Source organism: Myxococcus sp. AS-1-15 (assembly GCF_020037055.1).
Lineage (GTDB): Bacteria > Myxococcota > Myxococcia > Myxococcales > Myxococcaceae > Myxococcus > Myxococcus fulvus.
On the sequence record NZ_JAIQDF010000012.1, the window covers coordinates 243,464 to 257,333 of the forward strand.

Genomic DNA, 13,870 nt, shown 5'->3' on the forward strand with positions numbered 1-13,870 from the left:
GCGTTTCGCCTGTCTGCCTGGATGCTTCGTCCAAGCGTCCCACATGTCCCGTCCGCGCGCGCGCCTTACCTTCCGAGATGCGGCGGACCGGAGGGGCGACCATTAAGCTGAAACGAGAATTGTTCGGGGTGCCCGTGCGTTCTTCCGCGCGGGGTTGGGGTCGGTGGGTTTTTTCGAGGTCACCCGGGAGATGACAGGGGCCTCCTATCAGGCTAAGGGCAGTTCCGCTCCCCAGGTTCGGGGGGCAGGGCGGCCTTGGATGCCGCGAGAAGAAAGAAGACGCATATGGCGACTGGTTCCGTGAAGTGGTTCAACGACGCGAAGGGCTTTGGCTTCATCGCGCAGGACAATGGCGGCCCTGACGTGTTCTGCCACCACACCGCCATCCAGGCGGACGGGTTCCGGACCCTGGCCGAGGGTCAGAAGGTGGAGTTCGAGGTTACGAAGGGCCCCAAGGGGCTGCAGGCGTCCAACGTTCGTCCCATCTGAGCGCGTCGCCTGGTAACCCGTGGCCCGGTCTCCTCGCGAGGGGCCGGGCCTTTACTTTCAGGAGGGAGGCGGCATGCAAGGAAGGTCGACGAAGCGCCAGAAGGAGCAGGCGCGCAAGCAGCATCAGCAGGAGAAGGACGTCAAGCGCGAGGAGCGCAAGCGCCTGAAGGCCGAGAAGGGACCCCGCCAGCCTGGCGACGTGGACCCCGACATCGCGGACATCGTTCCGGGGCCGCAGCCGCAAGTGGAGTACTGAGTCGTGGTCTCCCCATCGAGGCCCACCACGCGTCTTCGTGGTGGGCCTTGTCGTGTCCGGAGCTGAAGTGTCCTGGGGGCAATCGCTCACTGGTGGATGATCGCCCCCTCGCCCCGTCGACACGCCCTCCGGGTGTGGGCTACGCGTCCACTCCCGTGCCACGTTCCGGGCACGCGGCGACGTCCGACGTCGCGACAGGGAGGATGCCGAGTATGGCGACGGGTACCGTGAAGTGGTTCAACGACTCGAAGGGCTTTGGCTTCATCGCGCAGGACGATGGGGGCGCCGACGTGTTCTGCCACCACACCGCCATCCAGTCGGAGGGGCACCGCACCCTGCGGGACGGGCAGAAGGTGGAGTTCGACGTCACCAAGGGCCCCAAGGGGCTGCAGGCCGCCAACGTCCGCGCGCTGGACTGAAAGCGCGCCGCTCGCCCGCGCGGCCGTGCAATCGCACGTGGGGTGGGAGCGTAGGTGGGAGGTCCTCCCCAACGCTTCCTCCGGCGCCCCATGCTGCGAATCTCCGCTGTCTCCAAGTCGTACCCCAACGGCGTCCAGGCCCTGCGCGGCATCGACCTGGACATCGAGCGGGGGCTGTTCGGCCTGCTCGGGCCCAACGGCGCCGGCAAGTCCTCGCTGATGCGCATCCTCGCGACGCTGCAGGCGCCGGACGCGGGGCAGGTGACGTTCGACGGGCTGGATGTGCTCGCCCACCCGGAGGCGCACCGCCGTCACCTGGGCTACCTGCCCCAGGACTTCGGCGTGTACCCGGGCGTGAGCGCGGTGGAGCTGTTGGACCACCTGGGCCTGCTCAAGGGCCTGTCGCACGCGAAGGCGCGCCGTGAGCAGGTGGACGCGCTGCTGCACCTGACGAACCTGTACGCCCACCGCAAGAAGGCCGTCAGCGGCTTCTCCGGCGGCATGCGGCAGCGCTTCGGCATCGCCCAGGCGCTGCTGGGCGACCCCCGGCTGCTCATCGTGGACGAGCCCACCGCGGGCCTGGACCCGGAGGAGCGCCAGCGCTTCCACAACCTGCTGGGCGAGGTGGGGGAGAACGTCGTCGTGCTGCTCTCCACGCACATCGTCGAGGACGTGCGCCAGCTGTGCCCGCGCATGGCCATCCTGTCGGAGGGGCGGGTGCTGTGCGAGGGCGCGCCCGAGGCGCTGGTGGCGTCCCTGGAGGGGCGGGTGTGGCGCAAGACGGTGGAGAAGGCGGCGGTGGAGCGCTACCGCGCGGACTTCCCGGTGCTGTCCACGCAGCTGAGGGCGGGGCGCACGCGCGTGCACGTGCTGGCGGACGCGCGACCGGAGGAGGGCTTCGAGCCGGTGGCTCCGGACCTCGAGGACGTCTACTTCTCCACGCTGTCCGCCCGGCGCGCGGCGTGAGGGAGGCGGGCATGCTCGGCGGAATCCTCCACTTCGAGTGGCGCCACCAGACGCGCCAGGCCGTCTTCTTCGCGGCGGCGGCGGCCTTCGTCGCGCTCGCGTTCCTCTTCGTCTCCACCGGCTACGGGGGGGACAACCTCCACGTCAATTCGCCGCACAGCGTGGCGCAGTCCCTGGGGTTGTTGTCGCTGACGTCGCTCTTCGTGCTGGGCATCTTCTGCGCGAACACCGTGCAGCGCGACGCCGAGCACGGCATGACGGAGCTCATCTACACCACGTCCGTGCGCAAGCGGGACTACCTGCTGGGCCGGTTCCTGGGCGCGACGCTGGCGACGCTCGCGGTGTTCGGCGTGGCGACGCTCGCGCTGATGGCGGCGCCCTTCCTGGTGTCGCTCGCGCCCGAGCGGGTGGGGCCGGTGGGCGTGGGCCGCTACCTGTGGCCGCTCGTCGTGCTGGTGCTGCCCAACATCGTCTTCGCCGCGTCGCTGCTGTTCGCCGTCTCCGCGCTGTCGCGCAGCACGCTGGCGACGTACGTGGGCGGCATCCTCGTCTACGCGGTGTACGTGGTGGGCTCCATGTGGGCGGACTCGCCGCTGATGGCGGGGACGTCGCCCCAGACGCCGGAGGCCCTGGCGCGCGCCGCGCTGCTGGACCCGTTCGGCCTGTCCGCCTTCTTCGAGCAGACGCGCTACTGGACCGAGGCCGAGCGCAACACCCGCCTCTTCGCGCTGGAGGGCCACCTGCTGTGGAACCGGCTGCTGTGGCTGGGCGTCGCGGCGTGTGTGCTGGGCTGGGTGCACGCGCGCTTCTCCTTCCGCAAGTCCGCGGTGAAGCGCCGGCCCGACGCGAGCGCGGATGAGCTCTCCCGTGGGGCGCCGTCCACGTACCGGCCCGTCGAGGTGCGTGAGGCTTCCTGGTGGGCGGCGCTCGTCTCCGCGACGCGGCTGGAGCTGCGGCACGTGCTCGGAAGCTGGCCGTTCCTGGCGCTGCTGGTGCTGTGGCTCTTCATCGTCGGCATGGAGGTCGTGACGGGCGCGGGCCGGGGCGAGTACGGCACCCTTCGCATCCCCACCACGGGCCGGGTGGTGGAGCACCTCTGGACGCCCCTGTCGCAGCTGGGCACGTTGGTGCTCATCTACTTCGGCGCGGAGCTGGCGTGGCGCGAGCGCATGGCGCGCTTCGACGCGCTGCTCGACGCGACGCCCGTGTCGAGCGCGGTGTTCGTCGCCTCCAAGCTGCTGGCGTTGGTGGCGCTGGTGGGCGTGCTGACGGGGGCGCCCATCCTGCTGGGCATGGCGTTCCAGCTGTCGCGGGGCGTGACGGCGCTGGAGCCGGGGCTGTACCTGTCCTCGTTCTACTTCGCGGGGCTGCCGCTGGTGCTCTTCGCGGTGGCGGTGCTGTTCCTGCAGGCTTTGAGCCCGCATCGGTATGTCGGCATGGTGCTGAGCCTGGCCCTGGCCATCGTCTCGAGCCAGGGCGCGGGCTGGGGCCTGGAGCATCCGCTGACGCGCTTCGCGGCGGCGCCGGGCGTGGTGCACACGGACCTCAACGGGCTGGGGCCCATGGCGGGCTCGTTCACCGCCTTCATGGTGTACTGGAGCGCCTTCGCCATGGTGCTGGCGCTCGTCACCTGGGGCCTGTGGCGGCGCGGCCTGGGCTTCTCCCTGCTCGCGCGCCTGCGGAGTCTGCCGGCGCGGTGGGGCAGGGGCGGGTGGCTCGCGGCGGGCGTCGCGGGGGGCGTGCTGGTGCTGATGGGGGGTGTCATCCTGCGCGACACGGTGCTCCAGGGGACGTACGAGTCGCGCGAGGCCTCACGCGACTGGAAGGAGGCGTACGAGCGCACGTACAAGGTGCACGAGGCGTTCCCGGTGCCGAGCATCACCGCGGTGACGGCGAAGGTGGACCTCTTCCCCCAGGAGGCGCGCTACCGCGTCACGGGCAGCTACCGGCTGGAGAACCGTACTCAGGAGCCCATCGACATGCTGTGGGTCGCGGTGCCCCGGTCCGCGCGGCCCGTGTCGCTGGCGCTGCGCGGCGCGGAGCAGGTGTCCCACGACGAGCGCTTCGGCATGGTCCGCTTCGCGCTGTCGCCCGCGCTGCCACCGGGTGGTGTGTCCGAGCTGTCGTTCGACGTCACCCGGGAGGAGCGGGGCGTGAGGGCGACGGACTTCGAGCTGGCGCTGGTGGAGAATGGCACCTTCCTGCGCAACACGGAGGTGTTCCCCTCGCTGGGCTACCGCCGCACGTATGAGCTGGGCAACGCGGCCGAGCGGCGGGCGCGGGGCCTGCCGGAGCTGCCGAGGCTGCCGAGGCTGGACGAGCGCGGCGCCGTGCCCGCGCCGGTGGAGCAGGGCTGGCACACGCTGGACCTCACCGTGTCCACGGACTGGGACCAGACGGCGGTCGCGCCGGGTGCGCTGCGACGCGAGTGGACCGAGGCGGGCCGGCGCCACTTCCACTTCGTGGAGGCGCGGCCGATGACGCCGATGTTCGCCATCGTCTCCGCGCGCTACGCGGTGGAGCGGACGCGGCACCAGGGCGTGGATGTGGAGGTGTACTACCACCCGTCGCACCCCTACAACGTGAAGGCCATCCAGGCGGCGATGACACGCTCGCTGGACGACTTCGGCGCGCGCTTCCAGCGCTACCCGGACGCGCAGCTGCGCGTGGTGGAGATTCCTTCGTACTGGGACTTCGGCGCGCTGGCCCTGCGGCAGGTCATCTACTTCGTGGAGGACCGGGGCTTCCTCACGGACATGGGGCGCGAGGACGACGCGGTGGACCTGGTGACGCGGCGCACGGCGCACGAGGTCGCCCACCAGTGGTGGGGCCACCTGCTGGACCCGGCTCCCGTCGAGGGCGCGACGATGCTGGTGGAGTCCCTGACGAAGTACGCCGAGCAGCGGGTGCTGGCGGGACAGGACGGTGAGCGCTCGCTCCTGCCCGTGCTCGCGTTCGACAGGGACCGCTATCTCTCCGGCCGGGGCGAGGAGGCGGAGGCCGAGCCGCCGCTCTACAAGGGCGCGGGCCAGTCCTACCTCTACTACGGCAAGGGCGCGCTGGTGATGAACGCGCTGCGCGACCTGCTGGGCGAATCGCGGCTGGACGCGGCGCTGCGCCACCTGCTGGCCTCGCAGACGCGCGAGAACACGCTGACGACGTTGGACTTGCTGGCCGCGCTGCACGCCCAGGCGTCCGCCGAGCAGCGCGTCCTCATCGACCAGTGGATGAAGGAGGTCGTCCTCTACGACTTGAAGGTGGAGTCGGCCACCGTGGAGGCGCTGGAGGACGGGCGCTTCCGGGTGAGGGCGCGCGTGGCCACGGCCAAGCACGCGCGGCGCGGGAGCGAGGACGTGCCCTTGCCCATGGACGAGGTGCTCGAGCTCGCGGTCTACCGTGGCTCGCCGCGTGACGGCGTCGTGGAGGACGTCCCGCTGCGCGTGGAGCGCCACCGCTTCCAGGGCCCGTCCACGGAGGTGGCCTTCATCGTGGAGGAGCGCCCCGCGTACGTGGGCGTGGACCCGGGCTTCCTGCGAATCGAGCGGGAGCGCGGGGACAACTTCCGGAGGCTGACGCCCCGGGTAGAGGCGTCAGCGTCCCGTTAGCGCGCCTCTTCCGGCGGCCCGGGGCCAGCATGCCCCGGGCCGCCGTGACGAGCGGCGCGCCGCCTGAATCAGGCGACCTTCTTCTCGCGCAGCTCGCGGCGGAGGATCTTGCCGACGTTCGTCTTCGGCAGCTCCGTGCGGAACTCGATGGACTTGGGCCGCTTGTAGCCGGTGAGCTGCTCGCGGCAGAAGTCCATGATCTGCGCCTCGGTGAGCGACGGGTCCTTCTTCACGATGAAGAGCTTCACCACCTCGCCCGAGTGCTCGTCCGGGATGCCCACCGCGGCCACCTCCAGCACGCCGGGGTGCATGGCCACCACGCCCTCGACCTCGTTGGGGTACACGTTGAAGCCGGACACGAGAATCATGTCCTTCTTGCGGTCGACGATGCGGGTGTGGCCGCGCTCATCCATGATGCCGATGTCGCCCGAGCGGAAGAAGCCGTCCGGGAACATCACCTTCGCCGTCTCGTCCGGACGGTTCCAGTAGCCCGCCATCACCTGCGGACCGCGGATGCAGATTTCGCCCGACTCGCCCATCGGGACGTCCTTGCCGTCCTCGTCGCGGATGGCGATCTCCGTGCCCGGCACGGGCAGGCCGATGGTGCCCGAGTACTCCGTGGCGACGGGCGTGTTGCTCGTGGCGACCGGGGAGGTCTCCGACAGGCCGTAGCCCTCGATGAGCGGCACGCGCGTGAGCGCGAACCACTTGTCCGCCACCGCCTTCTGCACCGCCATGCCGCCACCGTTGGAGACCATCAGGTGGGAGAAGTCCAGCTTGGCGAACTCGGGGTGGTTGACCAGCGCGTTGTAGAGCGTGTTGACGGCCGGCAGGATGTGGAAGGGCTGCTCCGACAGCGTCTTGATGAACGCCGGGATGTCGCGCGGGTTGGGGATGAGGATGTTCATCGCGCCCATGCGGATGCCCATCAGCCCGCACACGGTGAGCGCGAAGATGTGATACATCGGCAGCGCGCAGACGATGTTCACCTGGTCGATGTTGCGCCCCTTCTGCGCCGGCGCCAGCCACGCCTCCACCTGCAGCAGGTTGGCGATGACGTTGCGGTGCAGCAGCATGGCGCCCTTCGACACGCCCGTCGTTCCGCCCGTGTACTGGAGGAAGGCGATGTCGTCGCGCGTCGTGGTGGCCGGCGTCAGCGTGCGCGAGCCGCCCTCCGACAGCACCTGCTTGAAGCTGACCGCGCGCGGCAGCTGGTACGCGGGCACCATCTTCTTGACCTTGCGCACCACGAAGTTGACCAGCGTGCCCTTCAGGCCGCCGAGCAAATCGCCCATCGTCGCGACCACGACGTGGCGCACCGGCGTCTTGTCCAACACCTGCTGCAGCGTGGTGGCGAAGTTCTCCAGGATGAAGATGGCCTGGGCTCCGCTGTCCTTGAGCTGGTACTCCAGCTCGCGCGGCGTGTAGAGCGGGTTGACGTTCACCACGATGTAGCCCGCGCGCAGGATGGCGGCGATGCACACCGGATACTGCAACACGTTGGGCATCATGATGGCGATGGTCGCCCCACGCTCCAGCCCACGCGACTGCAGCCACGCGCCGACCCGGCGCGACAGCGCGTCCAGCTCGCGGTAGGTGATGACCTTGCCCATGCATTTGAAGGCGGGCCGGTCCGCGTACTTCGTGAAGGCCTCCTCCAGCAGGTGCGTCAGCGTCGGGTACTGACGGTCATCGATTTCCGCCGGAACTCCAGGCGGATAGTGCTTCAACCAGGGCTTCTCCATCGGCTCGCCTCCAAGGCGCGTGTCGTGGGGGTTGGGTTGGGGGACGCGGATGGTATCCCGATTGCGCTCCTGTTCGACCCTTCACGTCACCGATGTTCGTTGTCTGCCTTTGATGCGGTGCGGCATGACAGCCGGCGCGCGGGGAATTCAGGGCTCGAAGGCGCGCAGCACCTCGGCGTGGACGATGCGGTCCAACCGGAAGGGGCGCCGCGCGCCGCTCTGCATGTCCTGGGTATCCAGGCGTGTCTCGTGTCGGTCCATCACGACGGAGAGGATGCGCACCTCGCGCGTGGTCTCCAGGTAGTTGCCGTCCACGTACGTCAGGCGCAGCGGCTGCTGCTCGAACCAGGCGCGCTCGATGGCCGCTCGGACGGCGGGCTTGCTCGGCAGCGACGGCACGCCCAGGAAGCTCAGCTCCTTGAGCCGGTCGAGCAGCTCGCGCTGCGCGGACGTGGAGAGCGCGGCGCGCACCTTGTCCAACGCCGACTCGAGCGTGCCCGCGAAGGGCATCAGCCGCATGTCGATGGCGAAGCGTCCCAGCGCCACCAGCAGCGCCGCCTCGCGCGCGGTGAAGTTCACCGGCGGCAGGCTGTAGCTGCGGTCCAACGCGTAGCCGCCGCCCCGTCCCCGCTCCGCCGCCACCGGCATTGACGCGGCGCGCAACGTGTCGAGGTCGCGGTAGATGGTGCGGATGGTGACGCCGAAGCGCTCGGCGAGCGTCTCGGCGGTGACGCCGGTGCGGCGGCCCCGGAGGTACTCGGCGAGTGCGAAGAGTCGCTCGGTGCGTTGCATGGCGTGGGTTTCCTGACATACCGCTGACACCCGGGAGCGGCAAGGTGTGGGGCATGATGGCGGGCATGGTGGAGGACGAATGGCTGTGGGGCTGGGACGCGACGCCGGGCATCGTCTCGGTGTGGGCGGAGCCCGACGGCCGCGCCTTCGTGTGGCGCAGGCTCCCGGAGTCGGGGGCGCTGGTGCGCGAGGACGTGCGCTTCCGGCCGTGGCTGGTGCTGTCGAACCTGGAGGACCTGGAGCACCTGGGGCCGCGGCTGCGACCGGAGCGTGAGGGGCCTGCGCCGCGTCGGGTGACGTACCAGGAGCTGTCGGGGCCGGGGGCGCTGCGCTTCCTGATTCGCGCGGAGGACGGGCGCGCGCTCGCATCGGACGTGTTGCAGGGCGCGTCGCGGCGGCTGGGGCGGCCGTTCGCGAACCTGCGGGACCTGAGCGCGGAGACGGTGCTGTCGCTGCCGCCGGAGGAGCAGTACCTCACGGCGTCCGGGCGGACGTACTTCCGGGGGCTCTCCTTCGAGTCGCTGCACCGGCTCCAGTTCGACTTGGAGACGACGGGGCTGGACCCGGGCAGGGACCGCATCTTCCTCATCGCGATGCGGGGGCCGCGCGGGGACACGGACGTGCTGGAGGCGCACGGGGACGGTGACGCGGCGGAGGCGGACCTGCTGCGCCGGTTCGTCGAGCGGGTGCGCCAGTGGGACCCGGACGTCATCGAGAACCACAACCTGCATGGGTTCGACCTGCCCTTCGTCGCGCGGCGCGCGCGGCGGCTGGATGTGCCGCTGGCGTTGGGGCGCGCGGGCTCACCGGGCCTGCGGCACCGTCCGTCCGCGCGGGGCTCGGCGTTGGGGCGGGGGGCGGAGCGCAACGCGGATTCGATGCGGCGCGCGCGGTACACGGTGCCGGGGCGCGAGTTCATCGACACGTTGGACGCGGTGCTGCGGCACGACTTCTCGGCGCGGGATTTGCCGGGGCATGGGCTCAAGGTGGTGGCGCGGCACTTCGGCATCGCGGGCCCGGCGCGTGAGTACATCCCCGGGGCGCGGGTGCACGAGGTCTTCAAGACGGACCCGGAGCGGGTGCGGCGCTACGCGCGGGACGACGTGGCGGAGGCGGAGGGCGTGGCGCGGCTGTTGGGCGGGGCGGCGTTCGCCCTGGCGCGCATGGCGCCGCGCCGGTACGAGCGCCTGGCGGACGCGGGGCCGGCCACGGGGGTGTTGGACCCGTTGCTGGTGCGGGCGTACCTGCGTTCGGGGGCGGCGATTCCGGCGCACGAGGGCGGGGATGGCACGGCGCACAGCGGGGCGGCGCTGCACCTGTTCGCCACGGGGGTGGCGCGGCGGGTGGTGAAGGCGGACGTGGCCAGCCTGTATCCGTCGTTGATGCGCGAGTACCGCATCGGGCCGAAGCGGGACAGGTTGGGGGCGTTGTTGTCGATGGTGGACCGGCTGGTGGACCAGCGGCTGGCGGCGAAGAAGCGGGCCCGGGCGGCGCCCGCGGGATCCACGGAGCGGCACGAGAACGACGCGCTGTCGTCGGCGATGAAGATCATCGTCAACTCGGCCTATGGGTACATGGGCGCGGTGGGGTTGACGCGCTTCTCGGACGTGCACGCGGCGAACGAGGTGACGCGGCGCGGGCGCGCGGTGCTGGCGCTCCTGTGTCGGGAACTCGCGCGGCGGGGCGTGACGTTGTTGGAGGCGGACACGGACGGCGTGTACTTCGCGGTGCCGGAGGACTGGCGCGAGGAGGACGAGCGGCGGGTGGTGGCGGAGGTGGCCGCGCTGTTGCCTCGCCGGGTGCAGCTGGAGTTCGACGGGCGCTATGCGGCGATGTTGTCGCACGAACCGAAGAACTACGCGCTGCAGTCGCATGACGGGACGCTCCACCTCAAGGGTGTGGCCTTCCGCTCCAGCCGCGCGGAGCCGTTCGGCGAGGCGTTTCTGCGCAAGGCCTTGCGGTGTCTGTTGGCGGGAGACGTGGCGGGCGTGCGGGACGTGTACGTGGACACGGTGATGGCGCTGCGCAGGCGGCGGGTGCCGACGACGGAGGTGGCGGCGCACGTGCGGCTGACGAAGGACTCCGCGCAGTACGCGGCGGTGCGTGAGCGCAGGCGCGAGCTGGCGTACGAGGCGATGCTCACCGCGGGCAGGACGTCGTGGGCGGCGGGTGAGCGCGTGCGCATCTACCGCGCGGTGGGCGGGCGCGCGGGCCTGCTGCCCGAGCCGGAGCCGGATGACGTGGAGGAGGTGTCCGCGCAGGGCGCCGAGGACCCGCGGGACTACGACGTCGAGTACTACGTGCGGCTCTTGAAGGACACCTTCGCCGCGCGCCTGGAGCGGGGCCTGACGCCGCTGGACTTCTCCACCGTGTTCGACGACCCGGGGCAGCCCTCGCTCTTCACGCCGTCACTCGTGGACTCGCGTCCCATCCTCACGGTGGTGCAGGCGCCGCCGGAGGACGAGACGCTGGAGACGCCGCGAGAGGAGTCCCTGGGCGGCTCCTGAGTTCAGGGAGGAATCAGAAGCTGGAGCTGCCACCGCCACCACCACTGCTGCCTCCACCTCCGCTCCAGCCTCCGCCGCCACCGCCACCGCCACCGCCACCGCCACCGCCACTCCAGCCTCCGTCGTCACCCCAGCCTCCGTTGTCAACTCCGCCCAGAGACCCGCTGGAGTCGTAGAAAACGCCTGTCGCCGAGGCAGACTCGAGGCGCGCCTGATGTCTACGAAGATGCTCGGGCTTGTATCCCAACCACATCATTGCTCGCAGACTGAGCGACAAAGGCCTCGGCCTGAAGTTGCAATGGATGTTCATGGCGTTCGTGAATGTGCCGAGGGTGTAGCGGACACCCACAACGATCAGAAATACAACGAAGGGGTTCGGAGCCATGACGCAGGCCCATAAGGTGGGCGCTCGCGCGATGTCGCTGGCCGCGTGCCAATAGATGAGCAGTGGCGTGCAACTGGCGACAACGATGGCGCTGGGGGGATGCGAGTTCACCCAGTGACCCATCATGAAGAAGTAGCCCACGAAGGCTCCGAAGATGCCCAGGGCCTCGACAATCGATAGGCCATGGGCGAATGCCGACGTCGCCATGACAACGGCCTCGACTGCGAGGAACCAATACATGCCGCCGCTGTCCTTGCTCACCACGCCGCCCCGGCCGCGCAGCCCTGCGGCGGTTGCCGCGCCGAAAATCAGCATGAGAAAGAGGACTTGCTGGGATGCGGAGCGCCGCCGTGGCGTTGGGGTGGCCACTGCGCTCCCACGGCTGGTGGTCGTGGATGCCTCCGCAAGCCGTCCTTGGATTTCCTCGACGATGTTCAGGATGCCACCACGCCAGTCTGCGCGGGCGAACAAGGGCGATTGTGCTTGGAGGAGCGCCTGCGCGACGCCGTCGGGGATGGGCTCCTCCAGGCCGTAGCCGACCTCCAGCCTCACGCGCCGGTCCTTCACCGCCACCACGAGCAGGAGCCCATCGTTCCGCTCCCGGCTTCCACCCTTCCAGGCATCGAAGCTGCGCAGCGCGAAGTCCTCGATGGGCTCACCCGAGGTCGTCTCGACGAGAACCACCGCCATCTGGGCTTCGGTGGAATCTCGCAGTCGGACCAGCTCCGTGGAGATGCTCTCCTCGTCCTGTGCGGACAGGACGTCCGCGAGGTCCACGACAGGTCGGGTGATGTCCGGGACGCGGGACTCGGCGGAAGCCACCAGCGCGAGCAGGGGGAGCAGCAACAGCAGCGATGGCTTCACCATGACTTCAGCTCGGTGGACAGAGGAAGGCTTCGAGGCAGTCGGGTGCGCTCCACCACCCAGCGGTTCGGAATGGAGGCCGCGGCGGCGTTGTAGTCGGCCACCAGTTGGTCGTAGCGGCGCTGCTCCACGAACACGCGGTTGTCGGCACCGGACAGCTCGGCGTCTCGTTCCGGGCTCGCCTCGACGGCGGCGAAGCGCGCTCGAACTCCTTCACGCCGTACCATCACGTTGTGCACCTGGGCCCGTTGTCGAGCCACCTCCAACGCCCGCGTTCCCAGGTCATTGTGGATGGCGCCCGTTCCCAATCCGAGCAGGACGCTTGCGCCCGCGAAGAGGACCGCGCCCCAACGTGCTCGCTGGAGATAGCGTTGGCGCCGTGCCTGTCGGGCGAGCTCCATCGCACGTCGCGACCGCGCTGCTTGTTGGAGTCGCTCGATTCGAAGCGCCCGGGCTTCCTCGATGTAGCGAGCGGGGATGTCCAGCTCTTCGCCAATGCGTTGGAGCTCCTCGGGAGTGAGCGTCTCCAGCGACGGGTCTGCCTGCATCAACTCGGTGGCTTTGCGGATGATCCCGTCGACATCCTCGTACGGGACGGATGCATCCCCCGCGGAGATATCCGTGCGTCGACGGTCACTCATTCCGGTCCCCCTGACGACCGCCGAACGGGTCGGCCCGCCCTCCTGAGCCGGGAGGAGTGTGGCGGTCGGCAGGGACGGAGGGCAGCGTTCCCTGGGGCTCGCGCATTGGTGGTGGGTCAACACTCGCTCCCCCGCCAGATGGCGCGGGCTCCGCTGCGGGGGACCTCCAGTGCGGACCTGGACCCAGCGAGGGGATTGAGGCCGCCGGTCGGGAGGGAGCTTGTCGCTGGCTCCCATGCCCGAGTTGGAGCACCCGCCCGCGAAGCCCCGCGCGCGACGCAAGCCCTCGGACGTGGGGAGCACGAACTGCTGGAGCCGCGTTGCTTCGCGCCGCGGGAGACGTGAGCGCGGAAGAACTCTCCCACGCATCCGTGAGCTGGGTCTGGGCGGCGGCTGACAGCCCGTGGTGCCGTGCTGTTCAGAAGACACCCTCCGTTACGCGGGCCGCGTTGAATCGATGCGGGCGCTGCGTCAGACCTGGAGCCTCCAGGGGGATGGGATGCGGCCAGCATCGATGGAGATGTCACCCTCGCGCCGGATGTCGCGCACGCTGCTGACGGCGGGAGACCTCGCGGGCACCTTCGTCTTCGCCGTCGAGGGCGGACTGACGGCGGCGCGCGCGGGCCTGGATGTGCTCGGCATCCTGGTGCTCGCCTTCGCCACCGCGCTGGGCGGAGGCATGGTGCGGGACGTGCTGCTCGGCGCGGTGCCTCCGCTGGCCCTCCAGGATTGGCGCTACGCGGCCACGGCTTTCGGCGGAGGCGCGCTGGTGATGCTGATGAGCGGCCCCCTGGGACACGTGCCCGTGACGCCGCTGCTCATCCTGGACGCGGCGGGGCTTGCGCTCTTCACGGTGACGGGCGCGGGCAAGGCCCTCTCGCTGAAGGCCACTCCGCTGGCGGCCATGCTCCTGGGCGCCATCACCGGCGCGGGCGGGGGCACGATTCGGGACGTGCTGCTCGCGCGAGTCCCCCTGGTGCTGCGCGCGGATGTCTACGCGGTGGCGGCGCTCCTGGGCGCGGGAGCGTTGCTCCTGGCGCGCAGACTGGGCGCCTCTGCCGTTCTCGCCGCGAGCGTGGGCGCGGCCGTGTGCTTCGGGCTGAGGACGCTCGCCGTCCTCTTCCACTGGAAGCTCCCAGGAATCCTCCCCCAGCCCTGAGCGCCTTGTTGGCAGTTTCACGCGTATTCCCATGCTGACGGG

At 70.2% G+C, this 13,870-nt stretch carries 11 protein-coding genes; 7 read left to right on the forward strand and 4 right to left on the reverse strand.

Annotation, left to right across the window (positions count from 1 at the left end):
- Positions 1–285 precede the first annotated feature (285 nt).
- The 5 genes from K8625_RS29380 (at position 286) to K8625_RS29400 (ending at position 5,735) form a co-directional block, all read left to right on the forward strand.
- Positions 286–489: a cold-shock protein gene (locus tag K8625_RS29380; protein ID WP_141332411.1), complete on the forward strand. Its 204-nt coding sequence runs from the start codon at positions 286–288 to the stop codon at positions 487–489.
- A gap of 73 nt (positions 490–562) precedes the next feature.
- Positions 563–745 carry a hypothetical protein gene (locus tag K8625_RS29385; protein WP_141332412.1) on the forward strand — a complete coding sequence of 61 codons (183 nt, stop codon included), beginning with the start codon at positions 563–565 and terminating at the stop codon, positions 743–745.
- A gap of 212 nt (positions 746–957) precedes the next feature.
- Entirely contained in the window at positions 958–1,164 is a 207-nt protein-coding gene (locus tag K8625_RS29390; RefSeq protein ID WP_141332413.1) for a cold-shock protein, read from the forward strand.
- Positions 1,165–1,254: 90 nt separating this feature from the next.
- Positions 1,255–2,130: an ABC transporter ATP-binding protein gene (locus tag K8625_RS29395; protein ID WP_223747935.1), complete on the forward strand. Its 876-nt coding sequence runs from the start codon at positions 1,255–1,257 to the stop codon at positions 2,128–2,130.
- A gap of 11 nt (positions 2,131–2,141) precedes the next feature.
- A complete protein-coding gene (locus K8625_RS29400; RefSeq protein ID WP_223784562.1) occupies positions 2,142–5,735 on the forward strand; it encodes a M1 family aminopeptidase in 3,594 nt (1,197 codons plus the stop codon).
- Between the two features lie 68 nt (positions 5,736–5,803).
- Here K8625_RS29400 and K8625_RS29405 read toward each other — a convergent pair whose 3' ends face one another.
- Both K8625_RS29405 and K8625_RS29410 read right to left on the reverse strand, forming a co-directional pair.
- Positions 5,804–7,480: a long-chain fatty acid--CoA ligase gene (locus K8625_RS29405; RefSeq protein ID WP_223784563.1), complete on the reverse strand. Its 1,677-nt coding sequence runs from the start codon at positions 7,478–7,480 to the stop codon at positions 5,804–5,806.
- Between the two features lie 147 nt (positions 7,481–7,627).
- The gene (locus K8625_RS29410) at positions 7,628–8,272 is read right to left on the reverse strand and encodes a YafY family protein (RefSeq protein WP_223784564.1); all 645 of its coding nucleotides are present in this window, start codon (positions 8,270–8,272) and stop codon (positions 7,628–7,630) included.
- A 56-nt stretch (positions 8,273–8,328) separates the two neighbouring features.
- Here K8625_RS29410 and K8625_RS29415 point away from each other — a divergent pair, with 56 nt between their 5' ends.
- Positions 8,329–10,779, forward strand: a complete 2,451-nt coding sequence (locus K8625_RS29415) for a DNA polymerase domain-containing protein (RefSeq protein ID WP_370641998.1) — start codon at positions 8,329–8,331, stop codon at positions 10,777–10,779.
- A 13-nt stretch (positions 10,780–10,792) separates the two neighbouring features.
- On the opposite strand, the gene K8625_RS29420 is transcribed toward K8625_RS29415, so the two are convergent.
- Both K8625_RS29420 and K8625_RS29425 read right to left on the reverse strand, forming a co-directional pair.
- Entirely contained in the window at positions 10,793–12,031 is a 1,239-nt protein-coding gene (locus K8625_RS29420; RefSeq protein WP_223784566.1) for a YgcG family protein, read from the reverse strand.
- Positions 12,025–12,669 (reverse strand): LemA family protein, encoded by a 645-nt coding sequence (locus K8625_RS29425; RefSeq protein ID WP_223784567.1) that lies wholly within the window; start codon positions 12,667–12,669, stop codon positions 12,025–12,027. Before K8625_RS29425 ends, K8625_RS29420 begins: the two co-directional genes overlap by 7 nt.
- A 499-nt stretch (positions 12,670–13,168) precedes the next feature.
- Here K8625_RS29425 and K8625_RS29430 point away from each other — a divergent pair, with 499 nt between their 5' ends.
- Complete coding sequence (locus K8625_RS29430) at positions 13,169–13,828, forward strand: trimeric intracellular cation channel family protein (protein WP_223784568.1); 660 nt, start codon at positions 13,169–13,171, stop codon at positions 13,826–13,828.
- The last annotated feature ends 42 nt before the right edge of the window (positions 13,829–13,870 follow it).